Raw genomic sequence first — 13,289 nt, forward strand, 5'->3', positions numbered from 1 at the left:
GCTTATGTCGCCTGAAGTCAATCGCATCGCCAGCAGTGAGCGGGTGCCCAGCGCCGCGGACGTAGTCATCGTCGGCGGCGGGATTATCGGCACTGCGGCAGCCTACTTCCTGGCGAAGCAGGGCGTGTCCGTCGCGCTGGTCGAGAAGGGCTACATCTCCTGCGAACAATCGAGCCGAAACTGGGGCTGGTGCCGGCAGCAGAACCGCGATGCGCGCGAACTGCCGCTCTCGCACGTGTCGATGGCATTGTGGGACAGCCTTGCCGGCGAGATCGGGCAAGACCTCGGCTTTCGTCGCTGCGGACAGTTCTACGCGACGGACAATCCCGCCGTCATGGCGCAGTGGGACAGCTGGGGGCCGATGGGCCGTGAACTCGGCGTGGACACGCGCAATCTGACCAGAGCCGAGATCGCCGAACATATCCCCGAGGCTGGCCGCACGTGGGTCGGCGGGGTGCACTCCGCTGGCGATGGCAAGGCCGAACCCGCGCTGGCGGCACCGGCCCTGGCTTCGGGTGCGCAGGCGCTCGGCGCGACCATTCACCAGCACTGCGCGGCAAGAGAACTCGACATCAGCAATGGTCGGGTGACCGGCGTTCACACCGAGAAGGGCCTCATAAAGGCCAGTGCCGTGCTGGTCTGCGCAGGCGCCTGGGCGGCCCGCTTCCTGCGCGCGCACCAGATCAGCTTTCCGCAGGCCGGCGTCCGCCAAACCGCGGTTCGCACAGTACCCACGATGGATCTCGGCAACTGTCTTTATTCGCCGGACTTTACCATTACCCGCCGGCTCGACGGCAGCTACACGATGGCGATCAGCGGCAAGGCGACCATCGACATCACGCCGCAGGGCCTGCGCTACTCGCGCGAGTTCCTGCCGCAGTTCCAAAAACGGCTGAAGAACGTGCGGATCGCCGTCGGTGCTTCGTTCACTTCGGGGCCGGAATCGCTTGGGTCCTGGCTGAAAATCGACAACGGCATCTATGAACGCAACCGGGTGCTCGATCCCAAGCCGCAGCAGTGGCTGGTGCGTCGTATCCAGCAAAACGTGCAGAAGACTTTTCCGCAATTACGCGGCGTCGGCATCGTCGGGGCCTGGGGCTCGTTGGTCGATTGCACGCCCGATGCGGTGCCGGTCATCTCGAAGGTCGATCAGGTCAGCGGGCTGGTGCTCGCGGCCGGGTGTTCGGGGCATGGCTTCGGCATGGGGCCGGGCATCGGCTATCTATCGGCGCAACTGCTGCGCGATGACGAGCCTTGCGTGGATCCGACGCCGTTCCGCTTGTCGCGCCTTGTCGACGGTTCTCCGCTGAACATTGCCGCCATTTGACACACGCCCGCGCGCGCGTCTGGCGACTGGTCAGATGCGCGTTTCGTCCGCGACGGCAAGGTGCCGTTCGGCCAGCGCGACGTGAAGGCGCACGCCAAGCCCCAGGACATCGTCGTTGAAATCGTAATGCGGATTGTGCAGCGGCGCCGAGCCATTCGGGCCTGCCTGGCCGAGCCAGATATAGGCGCCGGGGCACGCCTGAAGCATGAACGAGAAATCTTCCGAGGTGAAAGCAGGCTCCGCCGCGAGCTGCGCATCGCCGATCGTGGCGGCCGCCGCCAGCGCTTCGCTGGCCGCATCCGCGTCATTGATCGTTGCCGGGTAATAGCGGTCGTACTCGACGTCGACGGCCAGCTCATGGGCAAGCCCGACGCCTGCCGCGACCGAGCGGATCGCCGCTTCGATTACGTCCTGCACTTGCGGGTCGAACGTGCGCACGGTGCCGTGCACCGCGACCTCGGCGGGCAGGACGTTGTGCGTGTGGCCGCCGTGTATCTGCGTGATCGAAAGCACCGCAGATGCGGTGGCCGGAATGCGGCGCGACACGATGCTGTTCAGCTGCTGCACCAGCGCGGCCGACGCCAGGATCGCATCAGGCGTGTCGTGGGGCAGGGCGGCATGCCCACCGCTGCCGCGCAGCGTGATCGCGAACTTGTCCGCCGCGCCCATGATTGGCCCGGGGCGGGTGGCGATCGTGCCGGCGGGCAGATCGGGCCAGTTGTGCAAGGCGAAGACGCGATCGCAAGGAAAGCGTTCGAACAGCCCTTCGTTCACCATTTCGCGCGCGCCACCGTGGCCTTCCTCGGCGGGTTGGAAGAAGAAGTGCACGGTGCCGTCGAAATTACGGGTTCGGACGAGATGCTGCGCGGCGCCAAGCAGCATGGCGACATGGCCGTCATGCCCGCAGCCGTGAAACACGTTCTCGGTCCTGCTGGCGTAGGGAAGGTTGGTCTGTTCCTGGATCGGCAAGGCGTCCATGTCCGCCCTCAGTCCGATGCTGCGATCCGATGTGCCATTTCGCAGGACGCCCACCACGCCGGTCTGGCCGATGCCTTCGTGGACCTCCAGACCCAAGCCGCGCAGCTCCTCCGCGATCCGCGCCGCAGTGCGCTGTTCGCGAAAGGCGAGTTCGGGGTGCGCATGAATATCGCGCCGCAAATCGATCAGCGGCTCGAGCAGATCGTCGATGGCATTCATCGCTGTTCACCGAACAGGTGTTGCAGGGGATAGTGGTGTTTGATGAAGGGCGATTTGATCACGATGTAGCTGAAGTATTTTTCGATCCCGTAGTCGCTTTCCAGCATATCCTCGATGATCGAATGATAGTGCCCCACGCCGCGCGCAACGAATTTCAAAAGATAGTCGTAGCCGCCACTGACCAGATGGCATTCCACGATTTCGTCGAGCTTGCGGATCCGCGTCTCGAACCGTGAAAAGTCGCCCGAGCGGTGTTCGCTCAGAGTCACTTCGGTGAAGACGGTCAGGAATTCGCCCAATTTGCGCATATTCACATGCGCGCCATACCCTGTGATGTAGCCGGCCTTTTCCAGGCGTTTCACGCGCGCGAGACACGGGCTCGGCGAGAGTCCGACCGCATCGGCTAGTTCCACGTTCGTAATACGGCCCGATTGCTGAAGCTGTGTCAGGATCTTCAGATCGATCCTGTCGAGTTTTGGCCCAGCCAGCATGTGCGTCGCCCTTTCTTTTATGTCGTCTCCAAGGCCGCGCGGACGTCGGCTTCCTCGAGAAGGTTATCGAGCGTTACCTTAATGCGATCAAAAATCTGGTCCATCTCCTCGTCGCTAGCGCATAAGGCAGGCGCGAGGCCGATGATGTTATCCGGAAAAGCCCGGAATATCACGCCGTTCCTGTACCCTTGGGCAAAGAGACGGTCGGGCAGCTTCAAACTGGGATCGAAGCGCGCCTTGGTGGACTTGTTCGACACCAGTTCGATCGCGCCGAGCAAGCCCCGCCCGCGCGTGTCGCCCACCAGCGGATGGTCGGCGAGCCTTTGCAATCCCGCCTCGAACCGCGCCGCGACGCGCGCGCCATTGGCCAGTATGCCGCCGTCGGTATAGAGTCGAAGCACTTCGAGGCCGACCGCCGCGCTGACCGGATGGCCTGAATAGGTGAATCCGTGGCCCACCGCCATCTCGGGCGGGGCCCCATCGGCGATGCCTTGGTAAATCCGGTCCGACAGGAGCACCGCGCCCATCGGCGCGTATCCCGAGGTGAGCCCCTTGGCGAGCGTCATGATGTCGGGCGCAACGTCTTCAGCATCACACGCGAACATCGGGCCGGTGCGGCCGAAGCCAGTGATGACTTCGTCGGTCACGAATAGAATATCGAGCTGGGTGCAGGTATCGCGCATGGCCTTGAGCCAACCCTTGGGGGGCACGATAACGCCGCCCGACCCCTGTACCGGCTCACAGAAGAAGGCCGCGACGTTGCCGGCGCCAAGCTGGGCAACCTTTTCGCGCAATTGCTGGACCGAATGGGCAATGATCGCGTCGTCGCCGCTCAACTCGCTGCGATAGGGATAGGGCGAAGGCAGATAATGCTGCCAAGGACGCGGAAGATCGAAAAGGCGATGGAAATTGGGAAGCGCCGTCAGCCCCGCACCGTTCGAGCTCGATCCATGATACCCACGCTCAAGCGAGAGGAATTGCTTCTTATCCGGGCGGCCGATCGCGTTGTAATAATGCACGATATAGCGGATCGCCGAGTCCACCGCGTCGGATCCGCCAAGCGTGAAATAGACGTGATCGAGCCCTTGCGGGCTTAGCTCCACCAGCTTCTGCGACAGCCGCACCGCCGGTTCGGAACCGAAGGAGAAATAGCCAGTCGCGTAAGGTAGGCGGCGCATTTGTTCGGCCGCGACCTCGGCGATGGTCTCTTGCCCATAGCCGACATTGACGCACCACAGCCCGGCGAATGCGTCGAGCAGTTCGTTGCCGTCCATGTCCTTGAGCCACATCCCCTTGCCGCTTTCCAGCAAGGTCGCGCCCCGCACCTCGTGTCCCCGGAACGAGGTTACGGGGTGGATCAGGTGGTCACGGTCGATGTCAATCAAGGACCGGTTCGAAGTCAGCGTCATTTCGAAATCTCGCGCCATGGGGCCTGGGATCAGGCTAGCCTCGCAAGGCGGAGGAAGTGCCCAATTCGGGCGGTTCGAGCGAAGGCCGACAGTTTTCTAAGGGTCGTGACGGCATATTATGCCGCCCCGCGTTTCCCTATTGCAAAGCTTCAGCGATCGCCTTGCCGCATGCGACCGTATTGGCCTGACCGCGCAAGTCGGCGGTGCGCAAGGCGGGCTCGGTCAAAACCGTCTCGATCGCGCGCATGATCGCGGCGGCGGCCTCAGCTTCGCCCAAGTGTTCGAGCATCATCGAGGCAGACCAGATCTGACCGATCGGATTGGCGATGCCTTTCCCGGCGATGTCCGGTGCCGAACCGTGGACCGGCTCGAACAGCGAGGGCGTGTTGCCCTCGGGATTGATGTTGGCCGACGGCGCGACACCGATCGTGCCGGTGCAGGCGGGGCCCAGATCGCTCAGGATGTCGCCAAACAGGTTCGAAGCCACGACGACATCGAAGCGGTCGGGATTGAGCACGAACTGCGCCGTCAGGATGTCGATGTGATACTTGTCGTGTGTAACCGAGGGATAATTGCGCGCCATCTCCTCAACGCGCTCGTCCCACCAGGGCATGGTGATGGCAATGCCATTGGACTTCGTGGCCGACGTGACGTGCTTGCGATCCCGCTTGGCCGCGAGGTCGAACGCGAAGCGCAGCACCCGGTCCGTGCCATGGCGCGTCATTACCGTTTCCTGGATCACGACTTCGCGTTCAGTCCCGGCAAACATCTTGCCGCCGACCGAGCTGTATTCGCCTTCCGTATTCTCGCGCACGACCCAGAAATCGATATCGCCGGGCTCGCGACCGGCGAGCGGGCAGGGGACGCCCGGCATCAATCGCACGGGGCGCAGATTGACGTACTGATCGTATTCCCGCCGGAACTGAAGGATCGATTGCCACAGCGAGATGTGATCGGGAACCGTGTCCGGCCAGCCCACCGCGCCGAAGAAGATCGCATCGGGGGCGCCGATCTGATCCTTCCAATCGTCCGGCATCATCTGCCCATGCTTGGCGTAGTAATCGCAAGACGCGAAGTCGTGCCAGGTTTGCTCCAGCGTGAAGTCGTAAAGGCTGGCGGCCCGCTCCAGCACGCGGATTCCCTCGGGCATGACTTCCTTACCGATGCCGTCGCCGGGAATCACGGAAATGCGGTGCGTGCGGGTCATTTTCGAAACACTTTCAGGTCAGCGCTCGGGCGCTTTGGGGACAGATCGGGCTTAGAGTTTCAGGCCGCCGATGTGGAACGCCTTGGTCTCGGTGTATTCCTCGATCCCGGCATGCGCGCCCTCGCGGCCGAGGCCCGATTGTTTAATGCCGCCGAACGGGGCCATTTCCATCGCCATGCCGCCGGTGTTGAGGATCACCATGCCTGCTTCCAGTCTTTCCGCGACCCGAAAGGACCGGTGCAGATTCTCGGTGTAGAAATACGAGGCCAGGCCAAAGCTGGTGTCATTGGCCAGTTCGATCGCTTCGGCTTCTTCCTCGAAGCGGAAGAGGGGGGCGACCGGACCAAAAGTTTCTTCGCGCGCCAGCAGCATGTCGCGATTGGCGTTCTTGAGGACGACGGGATTGAAGAAGCGCTCGCCGCTCGCACCTTCGGGCGCGCTTGCGAAGATCGTTGCGCCGCCGGCGAGCGCATCCTCGACATGGGCCTTGGCCTTTTCGGCCGCGGCCCGGTTGATCAGCGGGCCGATGGTGGAGCCGTCCTGGTCGCCAGGCGCGACTTTCAGTGCCGACACTGCTTTGGCCAGCTTATCCGCGAAGGCGTCGTAGACACCGCTCTGAACCAGGATACGATTGGCGCAGACGCACGTTTGGCCCGCATTGCGGAACTTGCTCGCCATCGTCGCTTCGACCGCGAGATCGAGGTCGGCATCGTCGAACACGATCAACGGCGCGTTGCCGCCGAGCTCCAGGCTCAGGCGTTTGATGGTGGCCGAGCTTTGTTCCATCAGCAGTGCGCCGACGCGAGTTGAGCCAGTGAAGGAAAGCTTGCGAACAACTTCGCTGCCAGTCAGTACTTTGCCTATCGGCGCGGCTTGTCCGGTCACGATATTGATCACGCCTTTGGGAATGCCGGCCTCGTCCGCCAGCTTGATCAGCGCGAGCGCGGTGTAAGGGGTCAGTTCGGACGGCTTGACCACCACCGGGCAACCGGCAGCCAGCGCCGGGGCGCACTTGCGGGTGATCATCGCTGCCGGAAAATTCCACGGCGTGATTGCAGCCGAAACGCCGACGGGCTCTTTCAGCAAGAGGATGCGGCGATTGGCTTCGGGCGCGGGAATGATGCTGCCGTCGATGCGACGGCCTTCCTCGGCAAACCATTTGATGAAGCTTGCGGCGTAACGGATTTCGCCTTGCGCTTCCGCCGTGGGCTTGCCCTGTTCGGCGGTCATGATCCGGGCCAGATCCACCAGATTGTCCATGACGAGCGCGTACCAGCGCTCCAGCAGCGCGGCGCGCTCACCGGCGGTCTTCTCCCGCCATGCCGGCCACGCGGCCTTGGCGGCGTCGACGGCGGCTTGGGTATCCTCTTCACCGCAATCAGGGATCGTTCCGATTACCTCGCCGGTGGCGGGATTATCGACATCCATGGTCGCGCCGGATCGGGCGTCGACCCATTCGCCGCCGATGAACGCCTGGGTCGTGAACAGTGAGGAATTGCTAAGGGAAAGGGTCATCCAAGGGCCTGCGTCGCGAGAGAAAACGTCTTGATGGGGGAACTGCTTTGCTTTGGCTCACCGCGCCGCATGCGCACAACGTGTGTGACTTGCGGCAGTCCGAGTTCTTCGAGCCAGTCCGACAGGCCGCTCATTTCCGGCACGTCCAGGCGGCAGAACATCCCGCTCTTCGAGCCCAGCCAGTGTGCGATCAGCGCCTTCGCGCCGCCAAGATCGGGCGCGATGGTCGGGCCGATGACATGACCCCGGCCGAACCGGCGCAGGAGAGAAAACCCGACGGGCTCGTGATCGCGTGTGAGGATGACCGCTTTCGCGTTTTCCATCAGAGCCCCGAGCAGGGCGCTTCTGTCTATGCCGCTCGACGCTCTAGCCAGATCCTCCAGAACCGGCGCATCCTTCCGGCCAACCGGGCGCACCCGCTCATCGGGGATCAACTCGGCGATCGGGACGGAGAAAGCGGCACCCTGATGCTGATGGACAATCCTGTCCTGCACGAAACCGAGCTGGTGACTGAGCGGCATTCCCTGTTCGGTCGCGTGAAGAAAGACAGTGCGGTTATCCAGATCCTTGAGCACGAGTTCCATCAGGCTGCGGCCGATGCCCTTGCCCTGGCATCGCTGCGTCACGATGACGTTGCCAAGCGTCGCGGCGTCGTCTCCATAAAGCCACGTCATTGCCGTGCCGACGACTTCGCCATCTTGTTCCGCAACATAACCGAAACCGAGATCGAACAGCATTTCCCAGTCTTCGCGGCGATGCGGCCACTTCTGCTCAAGAGACAGCGAAAGAGCCTGTTCGAGATCCTCGGCCGTCATGCGCCGCATGGTCACTTTGCTCTTAATTTCTGTCACCATCGGTCCGCTCCGTTCGCAAGATTCATGTCGTTTCTGAAGATGGCGGGACGTTTGACTGCTACGCCGCTATCGGAAGCATAAGGTGCCGCCTTGCGAGTGCTTTTGAAACATCTTGCGGAATGCGTCTCGTCTCGCTCGCGCACCGTGCTGCCCCTTCGTTTACTGCTCCTCGTCAGAAATCCGAAACTTCGATGGCCGCCCCCGGCATGAAGCGCTCCAGCCGGTACGGTCGCGGATCGACGATCGGATCGTCGCCGGTCACGATATCGGCGACGAGATGTGCCGCGCCCGGGCCGATGCCGAAGCCGTGCCCGCTGAAGCCGGCCGCCAGGATCAGGCCCGGAAGCGCGGGAACGCCGCCAATGACCGGTACGCCGTCGGGCGTGCTGTCGACAAATCCGGCCCAGCTCGCGACCATCGGCACCGATCCCAGAGCGGGGATCAGCTCGGCGGCCTTTTCAAGCGTCATACGCACCGTCTTGGCGTCCGGCCGGGGGTCGAGAATGCGCATCGCTTCCATCGGCGTCCGCCGATCGAGGCGCCAGCGCTTGAGCGTTTCGTGGCCGGCCTTGAAGGCCTGCAGACCGCCCGGCGAGGTACTCTTCCAGCGCCGCCGGAACATCGGAATGAACTGGCGCTGGAACTTGAGGAACTGCGGGGTGGGATCGACTTTGGCACGTCCGCTGATCGCCAGCGTGTGCGTGCCTTCGCCTCTGCGGGTGATCGAGAGGGATTTGCTGTAGAAGGCGTCGGGCAGGCTGAGCGCGCCGGTGCCGACACCCAGGATCGTCTGCCGCACCGTGGCTTGCGGGAAAACGATCCCCAGCTGGCGACAGAACGACGAAGCCCAGGCACCGCCCGCGTGAATGACGGTCTTGGTGCGGATCGTGCCGCGCTCGGTGATGACGCCGCTCACCGCGCCGCCGGTCGTCTCGAGCCCGCGCGCGGCGCAGGCCTGATGGACCGTGCCGCCCAGCGCCATCAGCGCTTTCGCCGCCGCCGGAACCGCAAGGCCCGGGTCGGCGATGCCGTCATTCTGCGAATGCACGCCGCCCTTCCAGGGCTGACCCGTAAAAGCGCCGTGTTCGGTCGCTTCTTGACTGGTCAGCATGCGGGTCTTGACGTTGACCGAGCGAGCATATTCGCCCCAGCGCGCCCAGGTATCGATCTCTTCCTGGTCGTTGCTGACGTAGAACAGGCCGCAGCGACGGAAGCCCGTATCCTCGCCGGATTCGATGCCGAACTGCTCCCACAGATCGAGCGCCTTGGTCGCCAGCGGCAATTCGCGGGAATCGCGGTTTTGCTGCCGGCACCAGCCCCAGTTGCGGCTCGACTGCTCGCCCGAGATCACCCCCTTTTCCAGGACGGCGACCTTGAGCCCGCGCTTGGCCAGATAAAATCCCGTGAAAACGCCGATGATGCCGCCACCGATGATGACGACGTCGGCCTCGGCGGGCAGCTGCGGGGTGGATTTGATGAACTGCAAGGGCGCGGGCATGGGGCGGGGTCTCCAATGAGCGGGAAGGGTCAGGCGAACCCGAGGATGGCTTTGACTTCCAGGTATTCCTCGAAGCCGAACAGCCCGTATTCGCGGCCATTGCCCGAACGTTTGTAGCCACCGAACGGGGCGTGCGCGTCCCATTGCGGGTAGTTGATATGGACTTGTCCGGTGCGGATCCGGCGCGCCACGGCGCGCGCCTGTTCGAGATCGGCGCCCTGAACATGGCCGCCGAGCCCGAACACGGTGTCATTGGCGATGGCCACCGCCTCATCGACATCGTCGTAAGGCAGGATTGCGAGTACGGGGCCGAAAATCTCTTCAACGGCGATGCGCATGTCGCTGGTGACTTCGGAAAACACCGTGGGCTTCACGAAGAAGCCGTGGTCGAGCCCCTCGGGCTGGCCTGGTCCGCCGCAGACCAGCTTTGCGCCGTCCTCTACGCCCGCCGCGATCATCGCCTGGACCCGCTTGAACTGCGCCTGGTTGGCGATGGGCCCCATCACCGTAGCGTCTTCACCCGGATCGCCGACGATGATGGCGTCCACGGTCCGACGCGCGATCGCCTCGACTTCGGCGAGCCGAGCGCGTGGCACGATCATGCGGGTTGGGGCGCTGCACGACTGGCCGACGTTCCGGAAGGCCGACATAACCCCCGGCGGAACGGCGGCTTCCAGGTCGCAGTCGGGCAGCAACACGTTGGGGGACTTGCCACCCAGTTCCTGCGTCACGCGCTTGACGGTGGGCGCGGCCGCCTGCGCGACCAGCACACCGGCGCGGTTCGAGCCCGTGATCGAAATCATGTCGACCTCGGGGTGTTCGGCCATCGCGGTGCCAACTTCGGGGCCGGTCCCGTTCACCAGATTGAACACGCCCGCCGGCGCGCCGGCATCGTGAATGATCTGCGCCAGCATCATCGCGCTGAGCGGAGATAGCTCGCTAGGCTTGAGCACGACCGTGCACCCGGCGGCCAGCGCCGGTGCGATCTTGGCGGTCATCTGGTAGAGCGGCCAGTTCCAGGGCGTGATAAGGGCGCACACCCCGATCGGCTCGCGCACGATCGCGGTGCTGCCTCTCATCGTGAGGAAATCGTAATCGCGCAGCACATCGGCGGCCGCTTTCACATGCGCCGCCGCCAGCGGGACATGCGCGGCGCGAGCGTGGGTGATGGTGGCTCCCATTTCGAGCGTGAGCACGCGCGCCAGCGCTTCGGACCGTTCGAGAATGAGGTCATGGATCCGCTCGACCAAAGCGAGGCGATCGGCCACTGGGGAGGTCGAAAATGATGCGAAGGCGCTACGGGCCGCCGCGACGGCGCGATCAAGATCGGTACGAGTGCCCGCCCGCACCTCGGTAAGAACATGGCCAGTCGTTGGATTGACGACCGCGAGCGCTTCGCCGGCGGCGAGGGGAGTCCAGCCACCATTGAGGTAAGCGCAATCGAGCCGCGCCGAAACGGTCCCCAGCAGGGTGTCGAGGTCGTGCGTCATCTCGAATCCCTCCTGGCCTGACTACGGCCGGTCGGATGAGTCGGCGCCATGCTCACCATCCCCGCAGACGCGGCCAGACGGCGCGGATCGCGTGACCATCGCCTTCGATCACGTAGTAGGCATCATGCTGTGCCCCGGTGGCGCAGGCGTGGTTCGGCAGAATGCGGACGCGTGTGCCGATCGGCAGATCGGGGATGGCGGCGTCGCTTCCCGGACGAGCCTTGATAATGCCGTGCTCCTGACTGGCGTCTTCGACGATCAGATCGTCGAAGGGCTTGCCGTCAATGTCGCACACCAAGCCGTAGCCCTGATCCACCGGGTGCTTTTGCGTGCCCCGGTCGCGCGACATCGCCATCCAGCCGGCGTCGGTCAGAATCCAGCCTTTTTCGCGGCGATGGCCGATCACGGTCGCGAGGACCGACAAGGCGATGTCGTCGATCTCGCATACCCCGATGCCGTGCATGACGAGGTCGAAGAAGGTGAAGACGCCCGCCCGCACCTCGGTGACGCCCGTAAGATCGCGGGCGAAATGCGCCGTGGGGGTCGATCCGACGCTGACGACCGGCGCGGCGTGCCCGGTCGCGCGCAGCAGCTCCGCCGCCGCGACGGCCGCCGCCCGCTCTGCCTCGGCCGCCTCGGGCAGGCCGATGCCGCCGCGCGCGCCATAGGACTCGCCCGCGTGAGTCAGCACACCGCGCACATCGATGCCGCCTACCTTCAGGATATCGGCGATCGTGACCATGGTTACGTCATCGGGCAGCAGTCCGCCTCGGTGCCCATCGCAGTCGATCTCGATGAGGACACCCGGCATCGCGCCCCCATCGCTCGCGAACTCGACCAGATCGCGCGCCTGCTCGACCGAATCGATCAGCACCGAAAGCGCGACGCCATCCTCGACCAGAGCCCTGGCGCGCGCGAACTTGTCGGGTGAAAGGCCCACGGCATACGTGATGTCTCGAAAGCCGCCTTCGGCAAAATACTCTGCTTCGGCCAGTGTTGACACCGTGATCGGTCCGGTGCCGCCCGCGAAAAGGCGTTTACCGACTTCCAGCGACTTGCCGGTCTTCACATGAGGCCGGAACGTGACGTCGAAGCCATCGAGGCGATCTTGCAGCCGCGCGATGTTGCGGTCCAGCTTGGCAAGATCGAGCACGAGCGCGGGCGTCTTGGCCGTCTCGAGCGTCTCGACACTGTTCGCATCGGTTTCAATTGTCTGGACTTGGTTCATGACAGCATCTCGATAGGAGGGGCGGTTCGGTCAGCCGAAGGACTGGTTGGCCAGCGCGAACAGCGTCGCGTCATTCGAAGTGCGGGGTGGGGGCCCAAGAGACATCGTCACGACCTCGTCCGTCTGCGGCAGGCCGATCTCTACCAGCCAGTCGCTCAAACCACTGCTTTTCGGCACATCGATCCTGACGAACTCGCCCTCGTGACGAGAAGCCAGCGCGGCGATCAGCGCCTTGGCATCGGACACGTCTTGCGCGATGACCGGCCCGATCACTACGCCGCGCCCCCACGGACGCACACAGCCATATCCCGCGATCGAACCATCTCGTTCCACAACGAGGCTTTCGGACTGGCTGAAGACCTTGGCGAGCATTTCGGGTCGGGGCATACCTGCGGCGGCTTCGTCGAGCGCGATGATGGCCGGCGTGTCCCGCGTTGTAACATCGCGCAGCGGCACCGATGCGTCTGCTTCTGGCGCCGCTTCCAAGACGGCTTGGTGCTGACGAACCTGGTCGTAGGGCTTGAAGCCGAGCCGCTCGTAAAGCTTCTTACCCGCTACGGTCGAATTGAGGATGATCGTGCGCCCCGCAGCGTCAGTCAGGAGCCGCTCCATCAAGCGCGCTCCGATGCCTCTACGCTGGGCGCTGTCGGCGACGATGATCATCCCCGTCGAACCATGCGTCGATCCGTAAGGCCACCAGATCGCAGTTCCGACCAATTCGCCGTCCAGTTCGACCGCGAAGCCCCGCCCGAGTTCGAACGCGGTTTGCCAATCCTCCAGGCGCGCCGGCCAGCCCACGGCCTTGGTCAGTTGCGCGGCCTGCTCCAAGTGTCGCTCTTCCATCGCGATCACATCGTCTTCTCGGGGCGGTGTTCCGACTGATGGCGACGAACTGGTCATGCGCGGCGAGGCTCCAGTAATTGTGTGATACCGCGCGCGGATCGCGGCACGTGTCAACGGCGGAGTAAAAGTCGTCCATTAGGCGGAGTAAAACCAGGCCACTTGATCCGGGTGTTGGCGAGCGCCGTGAGGGCGTAGCCCGAGCGGGGGTCGCCAACACCCGGATTGTCATT

Annotated in this window: 11 protein-coding genes; 1 reads left to right on the forward strand and 10 read right to left on the reverse strand. The window is 63.9% G+C overall.

Features of this window, described 5'->3' with window-relative positions; genetic code table 11:
- The first annotated feature begins 4 nt into the window (after positions 1 to 4).
- A complete protein-coding gene (locus GQO94_RS08120; protein WP_156840632.1) occupies positions 5 to 1,327 on the forward strand; it encodes an NAD(P)/FAD-dependent oxidoreductase in 1,323 nt (440 codons plus the stop codon).
- A gap of 30 nt (positions 1,328 to 1,357) precedes the next feature.
- Here GQO94_RS08120 and GQO94_RS08125 read toward each other — a convergent pair whose 3' ends face one another.
- The 10 genes from GQO94_RS08125 to GQO94_RS08170 all read right to left on the reverse strand — a co-directional run bounded on the left by GQO94_RS08125 (position 1,358) and on the right by GQO94_RS08170 (position 13,116).
- Positions 1,358 to 2,524 carry a M20 aminoacylase family protein gene (locus tag GQO94_RS08125; protein WP_156840633.1) on the reverse strand — a complete coding sequence of 389 codons (1,167 nt, stop codon included), beginning with the start codon at positions 2,522 to 2,524 and terminating at the stop codon, positions 1,358 to 1,360.
- The gene (locus GQO94_RS08130; protein WP_156840634.1) at positions 2,521 to 3,015 is read right to left on the reverse strand and encodes an Lrp/AsnC family transcriptional regulator; all 495 of its coding nucleotides are present in this window, start codon (positions 3,013 to 3,015) and stop codon (positions 2,521 to 2,523) included. The genes GQO94_RS08125 and GQO94_RS08130 overlap by 4 nt, the downstream gene beginning before the upstream one ends.
- A gap of 17 nt (positions 3,016 to 3,032) precedes the next feature.
- The gene (locus GQO94_RS08135) at positions 3,033 to 4,424 is read right to left on the reverse strand and encodes an aspartate aminotransferase family protein (RefSeq protein WP_156840635.1); all 1,392 of its coding nucleotides are present in this window, start codon (positions 4,422 to 4,424) and stop codon (positions 3,033 to 3,035) included.
- A 136-nt stretch (positions 4,425 to 4,560) separates the two neighbouring features.
- A complete protein-coding gene (locus GQO94_RS08140) occupies positions 4,561 to 5,631 on the reverse strand; it encodes a tartrate dehydrogenase (protein ID WP_156840636.1) in 1,071 nt (356 codons plus the stop codon).
- Positions 5,632 to 5,682: 51 nt separating this feature from the next.
- On the reverse strand, positions 5,683 to 7,146 hold the full coding sequence (locus tag GQO94_RS08145; protein ID WP_156840637.1) for an NAD-dependent succinate-semialdehyde dehydrogenase: 1,464 nt from the start codon (positions 7,144 to 7,146) through the stop codon (positions 5,683 to 5,685).
- Positions 7,143 to 8,000 (reverse strand): GNAT family N-acetyltransferase, encoded by an 858-nt coding sequence (locus tag GQO94_RS21325; RefSeq protein ID WP_156840638.1) that lies wholly within the window; start codon positions 7,998 to 8,000, stop codon positions 7,143 to 7,145. Before GQO94_RS21325 ends, GQO94_RS08145 begins: the two co-directional genes overlap by 4 nt.
- Positions 8,001 to 8,172: 172 nt before the next feature.
- Positions 8,173 to 9,498: an NAD(P)/FAD-dependent oxidoreductase gene (locus tag GQO94_RS08155; RefSeq protein WP_156840639.1), complete on the reverse strand. Its 1,326-nt coding sequence runs from the start codon at positions 9,496 to 9,498 to the stop codon at positions 8,173 to 8,175.
- A 29-nt stretch (positions 9,499 to 9,527) separates the two neighbouring features.
- Positions 9,528 to 10,988, reverse strand: a complete 1,461-nt coding sequence (locus tag GQO94_RS08160; protein WP_156840640.1) for an aldehyde dehydrogenase family protein — start codon at positions 10,986 to 10,988, stop codon at positions 9,528 to 9,530.
- A gap of 52 nt (positions 10,989 to 11,040) precedes the next feature.
- On the reverse strand, positions 11,041 to 12,216 hold the full coding sequence (locus GQO94_RS08165; protein ID WP_156840641.1) for an alanine racemase: 1,176 nt from the start codon (positions 12,214 to 12,216) through the stop codon (positions 11,041 to 11,043).
- A gap of 30 nt (positions 12,217 to 12,246) precedes the next feature.
- Positions 12,247 to 13,116: a GNAT family N-acetyltransferase gene (locus tag GQO94_RS08170; protein ID WP_156840642.1), complete on the reverse strand. Its 870-nt coding sequence runs from the start codon at positions 13,114 to 13,116 to the stop codon at positions 12,247 to 12,249.
- Between the last annotated feature and the right edge of the window lie 173 nt (positions 13,117 to 13,289).

This window comes from Novosphingobium aquimarinum, from assembly GCF_009746585.1.
Lineage (GTDB): Bacteria > Pseudomonadota > Alphaproteobacteria > Sphingomonadales > Sphingomonadaceae > Novosphingobium > Novosphingobium aquimarinum.